The sequence below is a fragment of the Parafrigoribacterium soli genome (assembly GCF_040227235.1).
GTDB classification, from domain to species: domain Bacteria; phylum Actinomycetota; class Actinomycetes; order Actinomycetales; family Microbacteriaceae; genus Parafrigoribacterium_A; species Parafrigoribacterium_A soli.
In genome coordinates this window covers 194,569-214,963 of the sequence record NZ_JBELNZ010000003.1, presented here as the reverse complement: position 1 = coordinate 214,963, position 20,395 = coordinate 194,569, and the positions used below count along the sequence as shown (strand labels likewise).

The following is a 20,395-nucleotide window of genomic DNA, read 5'->3' as shown; positions in this document are numbered from 1 at the left end:
TTAACGAGAAAAGGCCACCCACGGTAGAAGCCCGTAGATGGCCAGTGGCTCCGACCGGCGTCGATCCGGTGACCTTTCGATTTTCAGTCGAACGCTCTACCAACTGAGCTACAGAGCCCTGCACTTGTGCAGAAGGCACGGCCGTCTGGCGAGAGATGACCGTGCCTTGCGACCCTGACCGGACTTGAACCGGCGACCTCCGCCGTGACAGGGCGGCGCGCTAACCAACTGCGCTACAGGGCCTAGCTATAAAAAGTGTTTTTGTGACCCCAACGGGATTCGAACCCGTGCTGCCGCCGTGAAAGGGCGGTGTCCTAGGCCACTAAACGATGGGGCCATGAAGAAACATCCTTCATAGCTACCGAGGAACAAGCATAAGGGTGGCACTGCCTTTTGCCAAACGCGCGTTCAGGCGGGCACGGCATCGAGGAGCGCGGGCGCCCACAGGATGGAAAAAGCACCACTCCGGATGCGCAACCGCGTGATCCGCTCATCCGCGGGTACGTTCAACTCGTCATTGAAAGTTCGCAATGCCGGGCGATCGGGCCGGTGTTGCCAGTGGTCCGGGCGGCGCCATGGACGACCGGCGTTCCAGCCGGGGTTGGGGAACGATGAAGCACCTGCCGGGAACTCTCAGCATCCGTGGGAAGCGGCGCCTCAGCGGGCTGTTCGCCTTCGTCGCCATCCTGGGAATGTTCGCGACCGGGGGCGTGGTCGCGGCTCCCGCCGCGTGGGCTGCCGATTACCCGAGCTGGAATGACGTGCTCGCCGCTCGCAACAACGAAGCCGCTGCGAAGGTAGAGGTGGCCAAGGTGCAGGCCTCGCTCGCCGCCCTCGAGGCTGCCGTGGCCTCCACCCAGGCGGAGGCGGAGAAGAAAGGGCAGGCGTACCAGGATGCCCAACTCAAATTCGACGAAGCAGCATACAAAGCGGAGCAACTGAGCACGCAGGCGGAAGCCGCCCGCACGCAGGCGGCCAAATCAAAGCTCCGAGCCGGCCAGGTCGCATCCCGACTCTCTCGCTCCGGCGGCGAAAACCTCACCGCCACCCTCCTGTTCAGTGGCGAGAACGCGGATGACCTCCTCTCCCAGCTCGGGCTCGCGAGCAAGGTGTCCGACCAGTCAGAGGGTCTCTACAGCAAGGCCGTGCAGGATCAGAACACAGCCCAGTCGATGACGGACCAGGCCAATGTTGCCAAGGCCGCGCTCCAGGTGCTCGCGGACCAGGCTCGAGTGGCGCAGGAGGCGGCGCAGGCCGCTGCGGATGCCGCTGCCGCAGCGCTCGCGGAGCAGCAGGCCAACAAGGCGAGGCTCGATGCGCAGCTCGCGACTCTGCAGTCGGACCGCGTGCACGCCGAGTCGGAATACGTCGCCGGGATCAAGGCCCAGTGGGGCGATCTGGCCGGTCTTGGCGCGGGCCAGATCAGCGCGACCGGCTGGGCACGCCCCTCGGGCGGCCACCTCACCAGCGGCTTCGGTCCGCGGGTGTCGCCCTGTTCCGGCTGCTCGTCCTATCACGCCGGGGCCGACCTCGCGCCAGGGTGCAACGCGCCCATCTTCGCCGCGCACAGCGGCACCGTGATCTACGCCGGACCGTTCGGCGGCTACGGCAACTTCGTGCAGATCTCCAACTCAGACGGCAGCGGCATCTCCACGGCGTACGGCCACATCGTCAACGGCGGGACGATGGTGCACAACGGACAACAGGTCGGAGTCGGCCAGCAGATCGCGCGAGTGGGCAGCACGGGCAGGTCCACCGGATGCCACCTGCACTTCGAGGTGCGCTTCAACAACGTGGCGCGCGATCCCGTCTCGTACATGCGCTCGCAGGGCATCGAACTCGCCAACTGACGCCGGCGACACCTACGTCGCCATCTAACGCGCGCCCGCCTCCTGACGACAGTTAGCCAGAGGAATTATCGCCGCGCTCTGGCCAATTCGCGATGCGACGGCTACTGTGGCAGATGTTAACAGTGTTACCGGTGTTACTTGGACCGGGCACCGTGGCGTTTCGGGGGAACATGGACAAGGCACTCATCGCGGGTACGGACCTGCGCTTCGACAGGGCGGCGCTGCGCCGGCTGTATGTGAGCGTGGCTGTGATCGTGGTACTGATCGCGGGGGCGATCGTGGGCCAGCCGACCAGCGCATCCGCCGCGGGATACCCGAGCTGGAGCGATGTGCAGGCCGCGCGCCACAGCGTGGCAGCCAAGCAGGCGGAGATCGCCCGACTCGATTCCCTGATCGGTTCGCTCACGAGCGAGGTCGCTGCCGCGCAGGACCTCGCCAATAAAAAGGGCGCAGAGTTCCAGGCGGCCCAGCAGAAACTCGATGAAGCCGGCTACAAAGCAAACGAGCTGAAAAAGCAGGCGGATGCCGCCAAAGAGAAGGCGGACAAGTCCAAGCAGTACGCGGGCCAGCTCGCGGCGCAGCTCGCCAGGGTCGGCGGCGGAGACGTCAGCACCAGCCTGTTCTTCAGCGGAGACGACGCGAAGGACCTCCTCGCGCAGCTCGGCCTCGCGAGCGTCGTGAACGACAAGTCGGCCTCGATCTACGAGAAGGCCGCGCTCGACGAGAACACCGCCCGCGCTATGGGTAATCAGGCCACCGTGGCGCAGGATGCGCTCAAGGTGCTTGCCGCCGACGCACAGACCGCGCTCGATGAGGCGAATGCCGCATCCGACAAGGCTGCCGCCGCGCTGCAGGCGCAGGAAGCGAACAGGCCGAGGCTCGAGGCCCAGCGCGCGAGCCTTATCGGCAACGTGCAGATCACCGAGGCGAGCTACAACGCCGGGGTCGCGGCGGCCGCTGCTGCCGCCGCTGCGGCTGCCGCGGCCGCGGCTGCCGCTGCCGCGGCGCATCCGCCAACGACGACTCCCGCGGGCAATGTCGTGAGCTCCGGTTGGGCGCTCCCCGCCCGCGGCCCGATTTCGAGCGGCTTCGGCTCACGCGTCGCACCCTGTAGCGGATGCTCGTCATTTCACGAGGGCACGGACATCGCCGGCGGCTGCAACGCTCCGATCTACTCCGCGCACGCGGGAACGGTCGTCTACGTGGGGGTGTACGGCGGCTACGGCAACTACATCCGGGTCGATCACGGCGGCGGAATCACTACCGCCTACGGCCACATCGTCAGCGGCGGCACGCTCGTGCACCGGGGGCAATCGGTGGGCGCCGGGCAACAGATAGCCAGGATCGGCAGCACCGGCAACTCCACCGGGTGCCACCTCCACTTCGAGACGCGCGAGGGCGGCATCGCGACGAACCCCGTGCCGTTCATGGCAGCCCGCGGCATCCGACTCGGCTAGTCGGCTCGCCGCTCCGCTACGCGGCTCCCCGCGCCAGAAGCATCGGGCGCGCGGAAGCGCTTACTGGCGCACCGAGATGCGCGCCGCGGGAAGCGTGACTCGGGAGGAGGTCAGTGACCCTCGGCCTTGAGCTTCTCGAAGCCCGCCTGCACGATGGCCTCGGCCTCTGCCGCGTTGCCCCAGCCCTCGGTCTTGACCCACTTGCCGGGCTCGAGGTCCTTGTAGTGCTCGAAGAAGTGCTCGATCTCCTTGCGGGTGTATTCGGGGATGTCATCGACATCCTGAATGTGGGCCCAGCGCGGGTCCTTCGCCTGCACGGCGATGACCTTCGCGTCTGAACCGCCGTCATCCGTCATGTTGAAGACTCCGACCGGGCGCACGGAGACGCCGACGCCGGGGAAGAGCGGGTAGTTGAGCAGCACGAGCACGTCGACCGGGTCGCCGTCGAGGCCGAGGGTGTTCTCGAAGAAGCCGTAGTCGGTCGGGTAGACGAACCCGGTGAAGAGTTCGCGGTCGAGGTAGACGCGGCCGGTCTCGTGGTCCACCTCGTACTTGTTGCGACTTCCCTTGGGGATTTCGATGACGGCGTCGTAGGCGGCCATGTGCGTGCTCCTTGTTCTGTGGTTGCTGGAATAACGTTACTGGATGACGACTCGGCCCAGACTGACGCCCGCGATCGCCGAGGTGCGACGTGCCGTGCGTGGTGCGGCATCTGCCGAGCAGGTTTCGGGAAATGGGTGTATTCGTCCCGAATGGGGCAACGCGTCGGCCCATTCGGGACGAATTGGCCCCGATTCCGGCGCGCCGCTCGTGCTGGTGGCGCTCAGCGGCGGAGCTGACTCGCTCGCACTCGCCGGTGCCACGGCGTTCGAGGCACCACGGGCCGGGTGCCGGGCTGGAGCCGTCATTGTCGACCACGGGTTGCAAGAGGGGTCGGCGGATGTCGCAGCCAGGGCTGCAGACCAGGCACGTTCGCTGGGGCTCGACCCCGTCATCGTCAAGCGGGTCGAGGTGGGGAGGGCCGGCGGCCCGGAGGCGGCGGCGCGGGACGCGCGCTACGCGGCGCTCGCCGAGGCCGCGGCGGAGACGGGCGCCACGCGGGTGCTGCTCGGGCACACGCTCGACGACCAGGCCGAGACGGTGCTGTTGGGGCTCGCACGGGGAAGCGGGGCTGCGAGTCTCAAGGGCATGGACTCGAGTGCCGGGCTGTATCTGAGGCCGCTGCTCGGCATCCGTCGTTCGGTGACCCGGCAGTTCTGCGCTGACTCGGGCCTCGAACCGTGGGACGACCCGCAGAACGACGAGGAGCGGTTTCGGCGGGTGCGGGTGCGCAACTCGATCCTGCCCGTGCTCGAAGCGGAGCTCGGGCCTGGCGTCGCGGAGGCTCTCGCGCGCACGGCGACCCAGCTGCGCGAGGACAGCGACGCGCTCGACCACTTCGCCGAGGAGATCATCGAGGAGCTTGCCGAGCACGCCGAGGCCGGCATCGCGCTCGCGGTGAAGGCGCTCGAGGCGAACCCACCCGCGCTGCGCCAGCGCATCATCCGTCTCGCCGTCGCCGCGGAGTTCGGGGTGAGTCTCAGCCGAACACAGACGCTCGAGGTCGCGCGGCTCGTGACCGATTGGCACGGCCAGGGGGCGCTCGACCTCCCGGGCATTACTGTTAAACGCGAGGGGCACCTGCTGGTGTTCTCCGCAACCACCTCACCTCACCGGGAGCCCTAGACCCATGGAATTCAGCGACATCGCGGACGACCTCAGCAGCACGCTCCTCACCGAGGAGGAGATCCACGCGAAGATCGCCGAGCTCGCCAGGCGCATCGAGGAGGACTACGCCGGTCGCGAGATCCTGCTGGTCGGGGTGCTTCGCGGTGCCGTGATGGTGATGGCCGACCTCGCCCGCGAGCTCACCATCCCTCTCGAGATGGACTGGATGGCGGTCTCCTCCTACGGCTCCGGCACGCAGTCGTCCGGCGTCGTACGCATCCTCAAGGACCTCGATTCCGACCTGCACGACCGCAACGTGCTCATCGTCGAAGACATCATCGACTCCGGGCTCACGCTCTCGTGGCTGCGCACCAACCTCGAGAGCAGGGGTGCGGCATCCGTCGAGATCTGCGCTTTGCTTCGCAAGCCGGATGCCGCCAAGGTCGCCGTCGACGTCAAGTACGTCGGCTTCGAGATGCCCTCCGCATTCGTGGTCGGCTACGGACTCGACTACGCCGAGAAGTACCGCAACCTGCGCGGCATCGGGGTGCTCGCGCCGCACGTCTACCAGTAGCCCGCCGCCGCGGCAGTTACGCGCTTCGCAGGTCGAACGTCTTCCCGCAGGTCGAGCCCGTTCCGCAGGCCGAGCCCGTTCCGCAGGTCGAGCCCGTTCCGCAGGTCGAGCTTGTCGAGACCTCACCGACGAGTTACTACTTCCCGAGCAGTCCGCCCGCTCAACCCTCTGAAGCGCCTTCGGAGCGAGACCGGCTCAATGCCGGAAGGTCCCCCAGTCGTCCCTCGATGAGCGCGAGTCGTTTCGCGCGACCCCAGCCCTGTACCTGCTTTTCGCGGAGGTACGCCTCATCGATTCGATCGAAGTGCTGCGCGAAAACCAGTGCCACGGGCTGGCGTTTGGCCGTGTACGTGCATCCGAATCCGGCTTGGTGTTGCGCGATGCGCGACTCCAGGTCGCCTGCGCTGCCCACATAGAGCGAACCATCGCCGCATTTGAGGATGTACATGTGTGGCATGGCGACAGAATGGCGGCTTTCAGAACGGCGCGGCCGGTGCAGCTGCGCAACTGTGGATAACTGCCGGCGGTTGTTCGTTGGTGAGGTCTCGACAAGCTCGACCTGCGGGACGGGTTCGACCTGCGGGACAAGCTCGACCTGCGGGAGGGGTCGACCTGCGGAATGGGCTCGCCCTGCGGCCGACCGAGGGCGCATTACGCCGCCAGCAAACATGCAGTGGCCGCCCAGCCCTGGCGCGATACCCTTGCAACCACATTCACCGTCAGAAAGGTGCCGGGCTCGACTCCCGGAACACTATGGATTTCAAGCGCTTTCTCAAGGGCCCGCTGGTGTACATCCTGCTGGCCGTTGTCGTCGCGTCGGTGGGCTTCAGCCTGCTGAGCAGTTCCGGTTTCAAGCAGATCTCCACGCAGGATGGACTGAAGCTGCTCTCGAGCGACAAGGTCGCATCCGCCAAGATCGTGGACAACGAGCAACGCATCGACCTCACCCTGAAGGCCGCTGGCACCCAGGGCAAGCAGGTGCAGTTCTACTACGCCGCGGCGCGTGGGCCCGAGGTCGTCGACGCGGTCAACACCTCGAGCGCGAAGTTCAACGACGAGGTCGACAAGGGCAACTGGTTCTCGTCGACCCTGTGGCTCATCCTGCCGTTCATCGGCATCGGCCTGATCTTCTGGTTCCTGCTCTCCAGCATGCAGGGCGGCGGCAGCAAGGTCATGCAGTTCGGCAAGTCGAAGGCCAAGCTCGTCTCCAAGGAGACCCCGAAGGTGACCTTTGCGGATGTCGCGGGAGCCGACGAGGCGATCGAGGAGCTCGAAGAGATCAAGGACTTCCTCAAGGAGCCGGCGAAGTTCCAGGCCGTCGGCGCGCGGATCCCGAAGGGCGTGCTGCTGTACGGCCCTCCCGGAACCGGTAAGACCCTGCTCGCTCGCGCTGTTGCGGGTGAGGCCAACGTTCCCTTCTACTCGATCTCCGGATCAGACTTCGTCGAGATGTTCGTCGGCGTCGGCGCGAGCCGGGTGCGCGACCTGTTCGCTCAGGCCAAGGAGAACTCGCCTGCCATCATCTTCGTCGACGAGATCGACGCCGTCGGGCGCCACCGCGGCTCCGGCATGGGCGGCGGTCACGATGAGCGCGAGCAGACCCTCAACCAGCTCCTGGTCGAGATGGACGGCTTCGACGTGAAGACGAACGTCATCCTGATTGCCGCGACGAACCGCCCAGACATCCTCGACCCCGCACTGTTACGCCCCGGTCGCTTCGACCGCCAGATCGGCGTTGACGCGCCCGACCTGCTCGGCCGCAAGCAGATCCTCGAGGTGCACGGCAAGGGCAAGCCGCTCGCCGCCGGTGTCGACCTCGAGGTCGTCGCCCGCAAGACGCCCGGCTTCACCGGTGCAGACCTGGCCAACGTGCTCAACGAGGCCGCGCTGCTCACCGCCCGCTCGAACGCCCAGCTGATCGACAACCGTGCCCTCGACGAGGCCATCGACCGCGTCATGGCCGGGCCGCAGCGCCGCACGAGGGTCATGCGCGACCAGGAGAAGCTCATCACCGCGTACCACGAGGGCGGTCACGCCCTCGTCGCTACGGCGATGCGCAACACCGACCCCGTGACCAAGATCACGATCCTGCCGCGCGGCCGTGCCCTCGGCTACACGATGGTGCTGCCGCTCGAGGATCGCTATTCCGTCACGCGCAACGAACTGCTCGACCAGCTCGCCTACGCGATGGGAGGCCGAGTCGCCGAGGAAGTGGTGTTCCACGACCCGACGACCGGGGCATCCAATGACATCGAGAAGGCCACCGCCACCGCGCGCAAGATGGTGACCGAGTTCGGGATGAGCGCGAGCATCGGCTCCGTGAAGCTCAGCTCGGGCTCCGGCGAGATGTTCCTCGGCCGCGACATGGGCAACCAGCGCGACTACTCGGAGCGCGTCTCGGAGCAGGTGGATGACGAGGTGCGCGCGCTCATCGAGAACGCGCACGACGAGGCGTGGAAGGTGCTCAACGAGAACCGCGCGATCCTCGACACGCTCGCGACCGCGCTGCTCGAGAAGGAGACGCTCGACCACATCCAGCTCGAAGAGATCTTCAAGGACGTGAAGAAGCTGCCGGAGCGCCCCCAATGGCTGTCGAGCGACAAGCGTCCGATCTCGAACAAGCCCCCAGTGGCCATGCCTGCAAAGGCCCCGATCGACGGCGACCTGGTCGACGGCGACGTGCAGTCGACCCCGCAGAAGAAGACGCGCGCACCGAGGCCGCGAAAGCGTCCCGATATCGCGACCGCCTAAGCACCGAAGGGGATCCGTGTCCCGCAAGGAATCCGCGCCAGCCAACGACGGCGGGACGCGTCATGCCCCGTGGCAGGGCATCGACCGCGGGCGCATCGAGGCTGCCGTTACGGAGATCCTTGCCGCGATCGGCGAAGACCCCACTCGCCCCGGCCTCGTCAACACTCCGGAGCGCATCGCCCAGGCGTACAGCGAGTTCTTCGAGGGACTCGCGGTTGATCCGCTGAGCCACCTCACCGGCAGCGCCGAGTTCCCGGAGGGATCCGACGAACTCGGCGAACTCGTTCTGCTGCGAGACATCGACTTCCGCTCCGTGTGCGAGCACCACCTTCTGCCGTTCACGGGGGTGGCGCACATCGCCTACGTTCCCCGCACGCGCATCGTGGGCCTCGGCAAGCTCCCCCGGGTCGTCGAGACACTCGCCGCGCGCCCGCAACTGCAGGAGCGACTGACCGAAGAAATTGCGGATGCCCTGCAGGAGGGCCTCGACCCGCTCGGTCTGCTCGTCGTGCTCGACGCCGCTCACGCCTGCGTCTGGTCGCGGGGCGTACGTCAGTTGAACAGTTCCACCGTCACCATGGCCACGCGCGGAACCCTCTCAGAGGCGACCGAGCGAAGTGAGGTCATGGCGCTCATCGGCTCGGCGCGCAGCGAGGTCCAATCATGAGCGTCGAGGGATCGAACCAGCCGCAGTTGACCCCGGGTCGCTCGCGCACCCCCGCCGTGCTGCGCCGCCGCGCGCCCGCGAGCGCGACCGCGCCGGTGATCATGGGCGTGATCAACATGACCCCGGACTCCTTCAGCGACGGCGGCGAATACAACCGGCTGGATGTGGCGGTCGCGCGAGCGGTCGAACTCACCGAGGCCGGCGCCCGTCTCATCGACGTCGGCGGGGAGTCCACGAGGCCGGGGGCCCAGCGCATTCCGCTCGATGAGGAACGGCGTCGCGTCATCCCCGTCATCGAAGAACTGGTGCGGCGCGACATCGTCGTTAGCGTCGACACCATGAACGCCTCAACCGCGCTCGCCGCCGCCGAGGCCGGTGCCCGGCTGATCAACGACGTCTCCGGCGGACTCGCCGACCCCGCGATGGCGAGAGTCGCGGCCGAGACCGGCCTGCACTTTGTCGCGATGCACTGGCGCGGACCCAGCGACACGATGCAGTCGAACGCGGTCTACAACAACGTCGTGCGCGATGTGCGCACCGAGCTGAAGCAGCGCGTCGCCGAGCTGATCGTGGCGGGCGTCGACCCCAACCGCATCATCCTCGACCCTGGTATCGGCTTCGCGAAGAACGCCGAGCAGAACTGGCTCATGCTCGGGCACCTGCGCGAGCTCGGCATCCTCGGCTATCCGCTGCTGCTGGGCGTCTCGCGCAAGCGATTCCTCGGCGACCTGCTGCCCGAGGGCGCGCCGGTCAAGGATCGCGACCGCCCGACCGCGGTGATCAGCGCGCTCGCGGCCGAGGCCGGAGTCTGGGGAGTACGCGTGCACGACGTGGCGGGCACGCGGGCCGCGCTCGACGTGTGGAGCGCGATGCACGGGAATGGAGCCGGGCTATGACCGACGATCTGTTGACTTTGACCGGCCTGCGGGCATCCGGGCATCACGGCGTCTTCGCCGAGGAGCGCGAGAACGGCCAGGACTTCTTCATCGACGTGACGGTGACGCTCGACTTCGCGGCGGCGGCCGAGTCCGATGACCTCGAGCAGACCATTCACTACGGCGTGCTCGCCGAGGAGATCGTCGCCGCGGTGGAGCGCGATCCGGTCGACCTGATCGAGACCGTGGCGCAGCGCATCGCCGACGTCGTCCTCGCGCACAAACCGGCCAAGCAGGTCACGGTGACCCTGCACAAGCCGAGCGCGCCGATCACCGTACCGTTCGCGGATGTCTCGGTCACGATCACCAGGAGCCGCCCGTGAGCTCGCGCGTCGTCATCGCCTTCGGCAGCAACCAGGGTGATCGCGAGGCCACCCTGAAGGCAGCGGTGCTCGATGTCTCGGCGATCGACGGCGTGACCGTCACCGCCGTGTCCGGGCTGGTGGAGTCGCACGCGGTCAAGCTCGCCGGCGTCGACGAGACCGCACCCAGTTACCTGAACGGTGTCGTGCTCGCCGAGACCACTCTCACTCCGGAAGGGCTGCTCGACGAGCTGCAGCGCATCGAGCTCGAGCACGGTCGGGTTCGGCTGGAGCGCTGGGGTGACCGCACCCTCGATCTCGACCTGGTTGCGGTGATCGAGGCCGACGGAACCTGGCTGCAGCAGGCAAGTGAACGGCTCGTGCTGCCGCATCCGCGGGCGTGGCAGCGAGCCTTCGTGCTCGCGCCCTGGGCGCAGCTGGATGCCGAGGCCGAGATCCCCGGGCACGGCCGCATCACCGAGCTGCTGGCCCCCATCGCGCACACGGTCTGGCCGTACGAGTCCGCGCCGCTGGGAGCCGAGTGATGAAGCGCACCCGTGTGAGCACCCTCGTGCTGCTCGGAATCCTCGGCACCGTGAGCGGAGCGTTCATCGAGACGCTGCTCGCCTCGGGCGGCCGGGCGATCATCATCCCGGAGGCTGGGCTGCCGGTGGCGCTCGTCGCAATCGCCGTCATCGTGATCCTGCTCGCGGTTCCCGTGTGGCGGTTTGCCCACGGCAAGTCCAGGGCGCCGGTCGATCCGTACTACGCGACCAGGGTCGTGATGCTCGCCAAGGCCTGCGCGCTGAGTGGCTCGTTACTCACCGGTCTCGGCCTGGGCATGACGCTCTACGTGTTGACGCGCTCGGCGATGCCGAGCGCCGGGTCGATCGGGCTCGCGGTGGCTACGCTTATTGCGTCCGGCATCCTGCTCGCCGCGGGCCTGATCGCCGAACACATGTGCGTCATCCCCCCGGCAGGCCCGGACGACGACGATGACCGGAAGCCCATCCGCGTCAGGCCCTGACCCGAACGCAAGGATCACCGTGAGCAATCGACTGGAACTGGCCGACGTCAGCTGGCGCCGCGTATCGCCCAAGCTCGTCTGGGTGGAGCTCGCCGGCGGTGCCATTGTCACCCTCGTCGCCATCGCGATCGCCGTCGGCATGTGGATCCTGCAGGCGTGGGTACCTCTCGTCATCGTGGGCGTGTTCGCGATCGGCACGATCGTGAAGCTCGCGATCACGCCGCGACGCGTGCGCTCGATCGGCTACCAGTTGCGCGACGACGACCTGCTGTTCCGCCGCGGAATCATGTGGCAGCGCTTCGTCGCTGTGCCCTACGGGCGCATGCAGCTCATCGACATCAACCGCGGGCCGGTGGCGCGCGTGCTCGGCCTGAGCGAGCTCAAGTTCGTCACCGCTGCGGCGGCGGCCGGAGTGACGCTTCCCGGGCTGACCGCGGCGGATGCGGACGAGCTTCGCGACCAGCTCGTCGCACTGGCGGAGAGCCGCCGGGCCGGGCTGTGACCGAGGTACCTCCGCAGGAGGCCGTGGTCGTGCCGCCGGTGGCCGCGGCACTCACCGACGGCGAGTGGCATCGACTGCATCCGGCATCCCCGCTGCTGAGGGGTGGCATCGCGCTCATCGCGATCCTGGGCGTCGTGATCGCGAACCTGCGCGAACGACTCGTCTCGCTCTTCATCCCTCGCTTCGACGAGGGCGGCGATCCCGTCGACTACGTGCTCGAACACGGACTGGTGTTGCAGGCGCTCATCGTGATCTTCGTGCTGCTGATCGTCTGCATCGCGGCCTTCTACCTCTCCTGGCGCATGCACACGTTCCGCATCACCAACGAGGTCGTGGAGGTTCGATCGGGCATCCTGTTCCGCACGAATCGCAAGGCCAGGCTCGACCGCATCCAGGGCATCAACATCGTTCGACCGTTCTTCGCGAGGCTGTTCGGCGCGGCGAAACTCGAGGTCAACCAGGCCGGACAGAACGGCAACCTGCAGCTCTCCTACCTCGGTTCGAGTGCAGCGGATGACCTCCGCCGCGAGATCCTGCGCCTCGCCTCCGGCACACGGCTGGCCGAGCAGCGCGCGGCGGCCGCCACTCCGCAGGGACTCCTCGATCGCCGAGTGGCCGAACTGCTCGCCCCGGAACTCGACCCGGATCTCGCCCCACCGGAGTCTGTGGTGAAGATCCACCTCGGGCGCCTCGTGGGCTCGATGGTGTTCAGCGAGAGCACGGTCATCCTGGTGCTCGCCCTCATTGCCGGTGGCATCTGGATCGGCGCCACCGGCAAGTTCTACGCGCTCATCTTCGCGCTGCCGAGCCTGTTCGGTTTCTTCAGCTTCTACGCGCGCCGCTTCACAAAGGCGCTGCGCTACACGATCGCAGGCACACCCGACGGGGTGCGCGTCGGCTACGGTCTCTTCTCCACGAGCAACGAGACGCTGCCCCCTGGGCGCATCCACTCGGTGCAGGTTCGCCAGTCGCTGCTGTGGCGGCCCGCGGGCTGGTGGGAGGTTCGAGTGAATGTCGCCAGCCACTCCTCGAACAAGGGCGCGGACGGACGTGCGAACACGACCATCCTGCCGGTGGGCAGCTTCGACGATGCCGCGAGGGTGGTTGCGCTCGTGCTGCCCGGGTTCACGCTTCCGAACTTCCCGCACGTCGGTGCGGATGACGGCTTCACCAATTCGCCTCGCCGCGCCGCGTGGTTGCGCCCGTTCTCCTGGCGCCGCAATGGTTTCGCCACCGCACCCGACTGGCTGCTGCTTCGCCGCGGCGCCATCTGGAGGCAACTCGTGATCGTGCCGCAGCCGCGGTTGCAGAGCGTTGCGCTCAGCCAAGGGCCGCTGCTCAGGATGCTCGGCCTCGCCGCCATTCAGCTGCACACGGTGGCCGGCCCGATCCGCGCCGAACTGGGCGCCATCGATCGGGATGCCGCCCTCGCCTTCTTCGGTCAGGTCGCGCAAGAGGCGGTCGCCTCGGCCCAGCGCGACACCTCGCATCGGTGGCGCTCGGGCGAGGGACAGGGACTGACGCCCGACGGGATGGCGGTATGAGCACGCAGGAACGCTCGGGCCGGCTCGGTGTCGGCATCGTCGGCGCGGGACTCGTCGGCCCGGTCATCGGGGCGGCGCTCGCAGGGGCGGGCCACGCCATCGTCGGCATCTCGGCGATCTCGGAGGCCAGCAGGGAACGCGCGGAGGCCATGCTGCCCGGCGCTCCCATCCTCGAGGTGCCGCAACTGATCGAACGCAGCGAACTCGTCGTGCTCGCGGTGCCCGCGGGAGAACTGGTGCAGCTCATCGAGGGACTCGCCGCGACCGGCGCCTGGCAGCCCGGGCAACTCGTGCTGCACACCGCGGCGGAGTTCGGCACCGCGGTGCTCGCGCCCGCCATGGCGCAGGGCGTGATTCCGCTCGCCGTGCATCCGATCATGTCGTTCACCGGCACGACCATGGACCTCAGCCGCATGGTCGACAGTTTCTTCGCCGTCACGGCTCCCGCTCCCGTGCTGCCGATCGGCCAGGCCCTCGTCGTGGAGATGGGTGGCGAGCCGATCGTGGTGGAGGAGTCGAACCGGGCCGCGTTCGCCGAGGCGATCTCGACCGCCGTGAGCTTCTCGACCGCGATCGTGGATCAGGCCACCGGCATCCTCGCCTCGATCGGGGTGGATGCGCCGGGCCGGGTGCTCGGTCCGCTCGTGCGCTCCTCGGTCGAGAACGCGCTGCGTCGAACCGCCGGACCGCCCGACGTCTCGCTGCTCTGACTCTCCTCGGCGAACAATCGGCAGGCGCGGCGGCCCGGTAACATCGGGGTGTGCCAGTTGCCGTAGCCGAGACCATCGCCGAGTTGCGCGCACGGCTCGCGGATGCCAGGGCCGCGGGGCAGAGCATCGCACTCGTTCCGACCATGGGTGCGCTGCACGCCGGGCATCTTGCGCTCGTCGCGCGTGCCCGCGAGGTGGCGGATGTCGTGGTCGTCTCGATCTTCGTCAACCCGCTGCAGTTCGGCCCGAGCGAGGATCTCGATCGCTACCCTCGCGACCTCGACGCCGATGTCGCCAAACTCGCCGGCGTCGATCACGTCTTTGCGCCCTCGGTCGACGAGATCTACCCGGACGGCCCCACCCAGACGCGCGTCGTCGCTGGCGAGGTCGGCGGCCTCTATGAGGGCGCGGCGCGGGCCGGACACTTCGATGGCGTGCTCACGGTCGTGAACAAGCTGCTCAACATCGCGGCCCCCGACGTCGTCGTCTTCGGCCAGAAGGATGCGCAGCAGGTCTTCCTGGTCAAGCGCATGGTGGCAGACCTCAACCTTCGGGTCGCGGTCGAGGTGGTGCCGATCGTGCGCGAGAGCGACGGCCTGGCGCTGTCCAGCCGCAATCGGTACCTCTCCGCGAGCGAGCGCGCGGCAGCGCTGGGGCTCTCGGCCGCGCTGGCTGCCGGGGCTGCATCCGCTGTCGGTGGGGCGGATGCTGTGCTCGAGGCCGCGAGGTCGTCGCTCGCCGCGCAGCCGCCCGCCTCGCAATCACTCGTTAAACTGGACTACCTGGTCGTCGTTGATCCGCAGACGCTGCTCGCTGTCGATGCTGGTTATCGCGGTCGGGCCGTCGTGCTGGTCGCCGCGACCGTCGGAACGACCAGGCTGATCGACAACGCGATCATCCAGCTTGGCTGACGCCCAGCTCTTTCCTCATGCAGACCCCTCGAACCGAGAGCGCGAACAGATGACCACACCACCGGCACACGAGGCCGAGAGCGAGGCCACGGCTCTCGACATCGCCCGCGAGGACGCGGAGGCCCTGGAGGCCGAAGCGGCGTTCGAGGCCGAGGCCTCGCAGCAGATGCAGGTGCGACTCGGCAAGCGCGATCGCCTCATCGAGTCCGGGGCCGGCGCCTACCCCGTGTCGCTGCCGATCACGACGACGATCACCGAGACCCGTGCGCGCTTCGGCGAGCTAGAGCCGGATGCCGCGACCGGCGAGATCGTGGGCCTGGCGGGTCGCATCGTGCACCTGCGCAACACGGGCAAGCTGTGCTTCGCCTCGCTGCAGTCCGGAGACGGATCCCGCATCCAGGCCATGGTCTCCCTCGCGGTCGTCGGCGAGGAGTCGCTCGAATCGTGGAAGGACCTCGTCGACCTCGGCGACCATCTCTTCGTCTCGGGCGAGGTCGTTGCGAGCCGCCGCGGCGAGCTCTCGGTCATGGTGAAGGACTGGCAGATCGCCACCAAGGCGCTTCGCCCGCTGCCCAACCTGCACACCGAACTCAGCGAGGAGACCCGCGTTCGCGCCCGCTACCTCGACCTCATCGCCCGCGAGGGTGCCCGCCAGATGGTGCGCAGCCGGGCGGCGTCCGTCGCGTCCCTCCGCAGCACCTTCGCCGCGCACGGGTATGTGGAAGTCGAAACGCCGATGCTGCAGACCATGCATGGCGGGGCATCCGCCCGGCCGTTCATCACCCACAGCAACGCCTTCGACACCGAACTGTTCCTGCGCATCGCCCCGGAGCTGTTCCTCAAGCGCGCCGTGGTCGGCGGCATCGAGCGGGTCTTCGAAATCAACCGCAACTTCCGCAACGAGGGCGCAGACTCCACGCACTCGCCCGAGTTCGCGATGCTCGAGGCGTACCAGGCCTACGGCGACTACAACCAGATGGCCGACCTGACGCAGGAGATGATCCAGAACGCCGCGATCGCGATCGGCGGCAGCACGGTCGTGACCTGGGCCGATGGCAGCGAGTACGACTTCGGCGGCGAATGGGACCGCGTGAGCATGTACGAGTCGCTCAGCGCAGCATCGGGCCGGTCGATCACCACCGAGACTCCCGTGGATGAGCTGGCCGCCTTTGCGGACTCGCTCGGCATCGAGGTGAAGCAGGCCACCCACGGCAAGTACGTCGAGGAACTGTGGGAGCACTTCGTGAAGGGCGACCTCGAGCGGCCCACCTTCGTGATGGACTTCCCGGTCGACACCTCTCCGCTCGTGCGCGATCACCGCTCGAACCCCGGCATCGTCGAGAAGTGGGACCTCTACGTGCGCGGCTTCGAGCTCGCCACCGGATACTCCGAGCTCGTCGACCCCGTCATCCAGCGCGAGCGCTTCATCGAGCAGGCCAAGCTCGGCGCTGCCGGCGATCTCGAGGCCATGCGGCTCGACGAGGAGTTCCTGCGCGCACTTGAACACGGCATGCCGCCGTCGGGCGGCATGGGCATGGGCATCGACCGGCTGCTCATGGCGCTGACCGGGCTCGGCATCCGCGAGACCATCCTGTTCCCGCTGGTGAAGTGAGGATGCCGTGAGCGATCAGAAAGATCCGCGCAAGATCACGACCAACCGGTTGATTCTCTGGGTGCTCGTCGGCGGCTTCGCGCTGTACCTCATCGGCAGTGGAATCGTGGGGATCATCACGAAGTAGCCGCGGCAGCGACCATCCAGCCTCAACCCGTATCCTTGGTGCGTGGACACATTCTGGGACAGCTGGTTCTTCGTGCTGTTGCCGACCATCCTCGTCGGTCTGATCTTCTGGTTCATCATGCGCGCCGTGATCCACGCCGACCGCACCGAACGCAAGGTCTATGCCGCGATCGAGGCCGAGGAACGCGCGCGGCTCGGCCAGCCCGCTCCGGAGAAGTAACCGCCGCTACTCGCGCGGCCGTAGGCGCACGTTCGGCATCTCGGGCGCAGGCAGCGGCCTGCCGTCATAGCCGCGCACTGCACCGAAGCGGCCAGCTGTGGTGCCGCCGGCCACGACATCCGACTGCCACTGGGCGCGGAACTGCACGATCTCCTCGTGGCTGCGGCCGATGAAGTTCCACCACATCACGATGCTCTCGCCGAGCGGTGTTCCGCCGATGAGCAGCGCCCGCACCGGCGTCGCGCCCGCCTCGAGGCGCAGAGTGGAGCGGCCGGTGCCGAGGTAGCCAAGGTGCGACACCTCAACCCGCTCGCGCTGCACGGTTGCCTCGCCGGCATCCACCAGAACGCCGTGCTCGAAGTCGAGGTCGATCGGCAGGTCGACGGATGCCCCGGCCGGCAGGTCGATTTGCGCACCCACGATCGGGCTGAACGCCGTTGCCGGGGAGAGCTCGCCGAGCAGGGACCCGAGGAAGACCCGCACCGTCGCCGCGCCGAATCGCACGGGTACGGGAACGTAGTGCTCGAAGAGCGGAGCCGTGTGCCTCGTCGCATCGGGGAGGGCAACCCAGAGCTGGGCGCCGTGGAGCGTCGTCGTCTGCGGGGTCGATACCTCCGAGTGCTGGATGCCTCGCCCCGCGGTCATGAGGTTCAGCTCGCCCGGCCGCACCATCGCGTGGTGGTCCGCACTGTCCCTGTGCTCGATCTCGCCGGCGAACAGCCAGCTCACCGTCTGCAGCCCGGTATGCGGATGCGGCGGCACGACCATTCCCCCGGTCGCGGCCACGTCATCCGGCCCGTAGTGGTCGACGAAGCACCACGCGCCGATGAGCGACCTGCGCCGCTGCGGCAGCGTGCGCCGCACGCCCATCGCGCGCGGCCCGCCGAGCGGAACGTCGCGCGGCTCGAGGATGTCGACGACGGCACCGTTGCCGACCGGGTCGCAGACCAGCTCGAGCGGATCCTTCTCCAGGTTGCTCATGCCGGGAGCCTAGCCGGGTGCCCCGCGGGACGAAAGAAGGGAGGATAGGGGCATGGATTACGGCGTGCGAGTGCTGCGCTTCGCCGACTATCCGGTGGTGCCGTGGCGCAACGGCGGGGGAGTGACGCGCGAGGTCGCGGCCTCCGCGGTGGCGATGGCGAGCGCGAATCGCGACCCCGGCGGCGACCTGCCTCCCGTACCGGCGCCGACACCGGCCTGGCGCATCAGCATGGCCACGGTCGATTCCGAGGTCCCCTTCTCTGATTTTGGCGGACGCACGAGACTGTTGGGCGTCGTCGAGGGTGACGGGCTCGAGCTCACGGTGGACGGGCGGATGTCGAGGCTGCGACCCGGGGAGAAGTTCGGTCTCTTCGCTGGTGGGGCACCGGCATCCGCTCGACCCTTGGGCGGTGCGAGTCTCGACCTTGGCCTCATCTTCGATCCGGCTCGTGCTCGCGCGGAGCTTCTGCCGATCGGCGCGGGGGAGCGCGACATCGTGGGGCTGATCTGGTTCGTGGTCTCGCTCGTCGACGGGCTCGAGCTCGCGCTCAACGGCAGCCCCGCGGCCACGCTCGGGCACCGAGACACCGCGGCGCTCGACCTCCGCACCGCGCCGATCGCCCGGTTGTCGCTCGCAGTGCCGACCGCTGCGGCGCCCGTCGCCCCCGCATCCACCCCGGTCGCCTACCTGATCTCGATCGCCTCCTGAGCGTCCGCTCCCTCCGAGGAAAAGCGGGGTGGGCCGTGTCGTGTCGAAGCGAGTCCGGATGTCGCGGTCACTCGGTAGACGCGCGCACCAGCAGTTCCCCGACTTCGCAGTCGAGGGCGTCACAGATGGCGATGAGCGTGGAGAAGCGGATCGCCTTGGCGCGGTCGTTCTTGAGGATCGAGAGGTTGACGATGCTCAGGTCGACCAGCTCGCTCAACCGGGTCAGCGTCATCCCGCGCTCCTCCAGCAGCTCATCGAGCCGACAGTGGATGCCCGTGAGTTCCTCGTTCACGCTCGCGCCCTAACGTGGGCTCCCATGCGCATCGGCTCCGCAGTCACGCGAATTGCGCCGTACGGCTCTTCCCCGGCCTCGTGAACCGCCAGTTGACGCAGCTCAGTGAGCGCAAGCCCGCGCGACACCATCAGACGAGGCCTTCCGTGTCACGTTGCAGGCGCTCGCCGTAGCGGACTACGACAGCGAGCAGAGCGATCGCTGCACCGACCAGCAATGGCATCCAGTCAGCCGGGACGATGGCGGTGGGCATTATGAGTGTGTTCGATGCGGCGGTGGTCACTTCGACGAAAGCGATCTGTTGTGCAATGAGCAGAGCGGCTCGGGAAAGTGTTCCGCCGAGTCCGATGACGATGGCACCAGCGATCAAGCTTCGTGAGAGGTTTCTGCGGAAGGCGAGACCCTGCGAAGCACTCTTCGCGAACCCGGTGACGAGTACTGCGACTGCGATGCTGACCACTGCACCGAGCAATACCCCGAGCGTGTTCCACGCGTGTGGCCACCAACTGAATGCAGATGAAGAGAACGTCGCCTCGCGGAAGTAGCCGAAAGCATCCGGGGCAATGGATGCAGGGGTTGCGGTGGCGTCGGTTGAAAGAACCGGGAAGGTGAACGCTTGCGAATTCGAACCGATGAAGGTGAGTGCCACAAAAACGGAGAGGAGGTTCCAGCCAATGAAAAGTACTGCACCCAGGGTCAGGATGCCCCGGGCGAATGCGAGCGGCCCTCTGATGGGGACGGGTTGTTCATTCGCTTGTGCCATCAGACGAGTCCTTCCGTGTCGCGCTGCAGGCGCGTTCCCACACGAAACGCCATAGCCACGATGAGGAGCACCGCACCACAAGCGAGCGGGACGATGTCGACAGCGATTGCGGAACTGGGCCGGCGCCAGCCATTGTTGTGCACATCGACCGCTATCGTGGCGATCATCTCTTGTCGGGAAAACCACGAGAACAACTGGGCGAGCGCGCTGCCGACGATCAGCGCGGCGCCCGCGCCTCCAACCCAGCGGGTAATGCTTTGGGAAAAGGGGATTCCGCGGAACAGCCGGATGCACAGCAGCAGGACCGCCACCGTCACCGCGATCACCGCGAGGGCGGTGGTTGCTTCTGATGCCGCGGCCCAGAGTCCGGCGAAGTGGGCATGGTACGCGTCCCACTTCGCAACGTAGCCGCTCGAATCGCTTACGGCGACTGAGCCGTTGTCAAGCAGAAACAAGGGTAGGGATGCTTCGAGCGACTTGTCGGCGGCAGTTGTCGCCGCACTCGACCAGTTGGCATCCCGCAGCGGCGACAGCAGGAACACGACCGCACTGACGAACCGAACCGCCATCCAGCCGATCGCCATGACAGCTCCAGCTGCGACTGCTGCCGACACAATCTTCTCCATCGTCTTCATCGGGTGCCCTCCAGATTGTCCAGCGGGCATTCGAGAGATTTCCGAGGCGTTCATGGTTCCCTTTGCAGCCGTGACAACAACGATAATCGTTAACATAACGACTATCGATAACCGTCACAA

At 67.4% G+C, this 20,395-nt stretch carries 23 protein-coding genes and 3 tRNA genes; 17 read left to right on the top strand and 9 right to left on the bottom strand.

Translation table 11 applies throughout. The annotated features are described in order from the left end of the window. Window positions 1-45: 45 nt before the first annotated feature. From ABUA37_RS09290 to ABUA37_RS09280, 3 genes are all read right to left on the bottom strand, one after another. A tRNA-Phe gene (locus tag ABUA37_RS09290) sits at window positions 46-118 on the bottom strand. 51 nt (window positions 119-169) lie between these two features. After that, window positions 170-243 (bottom strand) — tRNA-Asp (locus ABUA37_RS09285). A gap of 21 nt (window positions 244-264) precedes the next feature. Continuing rightward, window positions 265-337 (bottom strand) — tRNA-Glu (locus ABUA37_RS09280). Between the two features lie 193 nt (window positions 338-530). Here ABUA37_RS09280 and ABUA37_RS09275 point away from each other — a divergent pair. Both ABUA37_RS09275 and ABUA37_RS09270 read left to right on the top strand, forming a co-directional pair. After that, window positions 531-1,850, top strand: a complete 1,320-nt coding sequence (locus ABUA37_RS09275) for a peptidoglycan DD-metalloendopeptidase family protein (RefSeq protein ID WP_349898860.1) — start codon at window positions 531-533, stop codon at window positions 1,848-1,850. A gap of 131 nt (window positions 1,851-1,981) precedes the next feature. Then, a complete protein-coding gene (locus ABUA37_RS09270) occupies window positions 1,982-3,307 on the top strand; it encodes a peptidoglycan DD-metalloendopeptidase family protein (protein ID WP_349898859.1) in 1,326 nt (441 codons plus the stop codon). 110 nt (window positions 3,308-3,417) lie between these two features. On the opposite strand, the gene ABUA37_RS09265 is transcribed toward ABUA37_RS09270, so the two are convergent. After that, window positions 3,418-3,909: an inorganic diphosphatase gene (locus tag ABUA37_RS09265; protein ID WP_349898858.1), complete on the bottom strand. Its 492-nt coding sequence runs from the start codon at window positions 3,907-3,909 to the stop codon at window positions 3,418-3,420. A gap of 43 nt (window positions 3,910-3,952) precedes the next feature. Between ABUA37_RS09265 and tilS the strand changes: the two genes are divergently transcribed. Together tilS and hpt are read left to right on the top strand one after the other, a co-directional pair. Beyond that, window positions 3,953-5,032: a tRNA lysidine(34) synthetase TilS gene (gene tilS, locus ABUA37_RS09260; RefSeq protein ID WP_349898857.1), complete on the top strand. Its 1,080-nt coding sequence runs from the start codon at window positions 3,953-3,955 to the stop codon at window positions 5,030-5,032. Between the two features lie 4 nt (window positions 5,033-5,036). After that, on the top strand, window positions 5,037-5,588 hold the full coding sequence (gene hpt / locus ABUA37_RS09255) for a hypoxanthine phosphoribosyltransferase (RefSeq protein WP_349898856.1): 552 nt from the start codon (window positions 5,037-5,039) through the stop codon (window positions 5,586-5,588). 160 nt (window positions 5,589-5,748) lie between these two features. Here the strand turns inward: hpt and ABUA37_RS09250 are convergent, their stop codons facing one another. Then, on the bottom strand, window positions 5,749-6,036 hold the full coding sequence (locus tag ABUA37_RS09250; protein ID WP_349899313.1) for a GIY-YIG nuclease family protein: 288 nt from the start codon (window positions 6,034-6,036) through the stop codon (window positions 5,749-5,751). Between the two features lie 305 nt (window positions 6,037-6,341). Between ABUA37_RS09250 and ftsH the strand changes: the two genes are divergently transcribed. The 12 genes from ftsH (at window position 6,342) to ABUA37_RS09190 (ending at window position 16,895) form a co-directional block, all read left to right on the top strand. Next, complete coding sequence (gene ftsH, locus ABUA37_RS09245; RefSeq protein ID WP_349898855.1) at window positions 6,342-8,339, top strand: ATP-dependent zinc metalloprotease FtsH; 1,998 nt, start codon at window positions 6,342-6,344, stop codon at window positions 8,337-8,339. Window positions 8,340-8,355: 16 nt separating this feature from the next. Continuing rightward, the gene (folE, locus tag ABUA37_RS09240; protein ID WP_349898854.1) at window positions 8,356-9,006 is read left to right on the top strand and encodes a GTP cyclohydrolase I FolE; all 651 of its coding nucleotides are present in this window, start codon (window positions 8,356-8,358) and stop codon (window positions 9,004-9,006) included. Beyond that, window positions 9,003-9,902: a dihydropteroate synthase gene (gene folP, locus ABUA37_RS09235; RefSeq protein WP_349898853.1), complete on the top strand. Its 900-nt coding sequence runs from the start codon at window positions 9,003-9,005 to the stop codon at window positions 9,900-9,902. Before folE ends, folP begins: the two co-directional genes overlap by 4 nt. Continuing rightward, the gene (gene folB, locus ABUA37_RS09230) at window positions 9,899-10,264 is read left to right on the top strand and encodes a dihydroneopterin aldolase (protein ID WP_349898852.1); all 366 of its coding nucleotides are present in this window, start codon (window positions 9,899-9,901) and stop codon (window positions 10,262-10,264) included. The genes folP and folB overlap by 4 nt, the downstream gene beginning before the upstream one ends. After that, window positions 10,261-10,788 (top strand): 2-amino-4-hydroxy-6-hydroxymethyldihydropteridine diphosphokinase, encoded by a 528-nt coding sequence (gene folK, locus ABUA37_RS09225; RefSeq protein WP_349898851.1) that lies wholly within the window; start codon window positions 10,261-10,263, stop codon window positions 10,786-10,788. The genes folB and folK overlap by 4 nt, the downstream gene beginning before the upstream one ends. Beyond that, window positions 10,788-11,270, top strand: a complete 483-nt coding sequence (locus ABUA37_RS09220; protein WP_349898850.1) for a DUF3180 domain-containing protein — start codon at window positions 10,788-10,790, stop codon at window positions 11,268-11,270. The genes folK and ABUA37_RS09220 overlap by 1 nt, the downstream gene beginning before the upstream one ends. 19 nt (window positions 11,271-11,289) lie before the next feature. Further along, window positions 11,290-11,772 carry a PH domain-containing protein gene (locus tag ABUA37_RS09215; protein WP_349898849.1) on the top strand — a complete coding sequence of 161 codons (483 nt, stop codon included), beginning with the start codon at window positions 11,290-11,292 and terminating at the stop codon, window positions 11,770-11,772. Next, complete coding sequence (locus ABUA37_RS09210; protein WP_349898848.1) at window positions 11,769-13,316, top strand: PH domain-containing protein; 1,548 nt, start codon at window positions 11,769-11,771, stop codon at window positions 13,314-13,316. The genes ABUA37_RS09215 and ABUA37_RS09210 overlap by 4 nt, the downstream gene beginning before the upstream one ends. After that, entirely contained in the window at window positions 13,313-14,026 is a 714-nt protein-coding gene (locus tag ABUA37_RS09205; RefSeq protein WP_349898847.1) for a Rossmann-like and DUF2520 domain-containing protein, read from the top strand. The genes ABUA37_RS09210 and ABUA37_RS09205 overlap by 4 nt, the downstream gene beginning before the upstream one ends. Before the next feature lie 50 nt (window positions 14,027-14,076). Then, window positions 14,077-14,937: a pantoate--beta-alanine ligase gene (gene panC / locus ABUA37_RS09200; RefSeq protein WP_349898846.1), complete on the top strand. Its 861-nt coding sequence runs from the start codon at window positions 14,077-14,079 to the stop codon at window positions 14,935-14,937. A 166-nt stretch (window positions 14,938-15,103) separates the two neighbouring features. Continuing rightward, window positions 15,104-16,549, top strand: a complete 1,446-nt coding sequence (gene lysS, locus ABUA37_RS09195; protein ID WP_349899312.1) for a lysine--tRNA ligase — start codon at window positions 15,104-15,106, stop codon at window positions 16,547-16,549. A gap of 169 nt (window positions 16,550-16,718) precedes the next feature. Continuing rightward, window positions 16,719-16,895: a hypothetical protein gene (locus ABUA37_RS09190; protein WP_349898845.1), complete on the top strand. Its 177-nt coding sequence runs from the start codon at window positions 16,719-16,721 to the stop codon at window positions 16,893-16,895. A 6-nt stretch (window positions 16,896-16,901) separates the two neighbouring features. Here ABUA37_RS09190 and ABUA37_RS09185 read toward each other — a convergent pair whose 3' ends face one another. Further along, on the bottom strand, window positions 16,902-17,876 hold the full coding sequence (locus ABUA37_RS09185; protein WP_349898844.1) for a pirin family protein: 975 nt from the start codon (window positions 17,874-17,876) through the stop codon (window positions 16,902-16,904). A gap of 52 nt (window positions 17,877-17,928) precedes the next feature. Between ABUA37_RS09185 and ABUA37_RS09180 the strand changes: the two genes are divergently transcribed. After that, window positions 17,929-18,585 carry a HutD/Ves family protein gene (locus ABUA37_RS09180; RefSeq protein WP_349898843.1) on the top strand — a complete coding sequence of 219 codons (657 nt, stop codon included), beginning with the start codon at window positions 17,929-17,931 and terminating at the stop codon, window positions 18,583-18,585. Between the two features lie 67 nt (window positions 18,586-18,652). Here the strand turns inward: ABUA37_RS09180 and ABUA37_RS09175 are convergent, their stop codons facing one another. The 3 genes from ABUA37_RS09175 to ABUA37_RS09165 form a co-directional block, all read right to left on the bottom strand. Further along, the gene (locus ABUA37_RS09175) at window positions 18,653-18,877 is read right to left on the bottom strand and encodes a helix-turn-helix domain-containing protein (RefSeq protein WP_349898842.1); all 225 of its coding nucleotides are present in this window, start codon (window positions 18,875-18,877) and stop codon (window positions 18,653-18,655) included. A 130-nt stretch (window positions 18,878-19,007) separates the two neighbouring features. Then, window positions 19,008-19,640, bottom strand: coding sequence for a hypothetical protein (locus tag ABUA37_RS09170; protein ID WP_349898841.1), 633 nt, complete (start codon window positions 19,638-19,640; stop codon window positions 19,008-19,010). Then, window positions 19,640-20,275: a hypothetical protein gene (locus ABUA37_RS09165; protein ID WP_349898840.1), complete on the bottom strand. Its 636-nt coding sequence runs from the start codon at window positions 20,273-20,275 to the stop codon at window positions 19,640-19,642. The genes ABUA37_RS09170 and ABUA37_RS09165 overlap by 1 nt, the downstream gene beginning before the upstream one ends. Window positions 20,276-20,395: the final 120 nt, after the last annotated feature.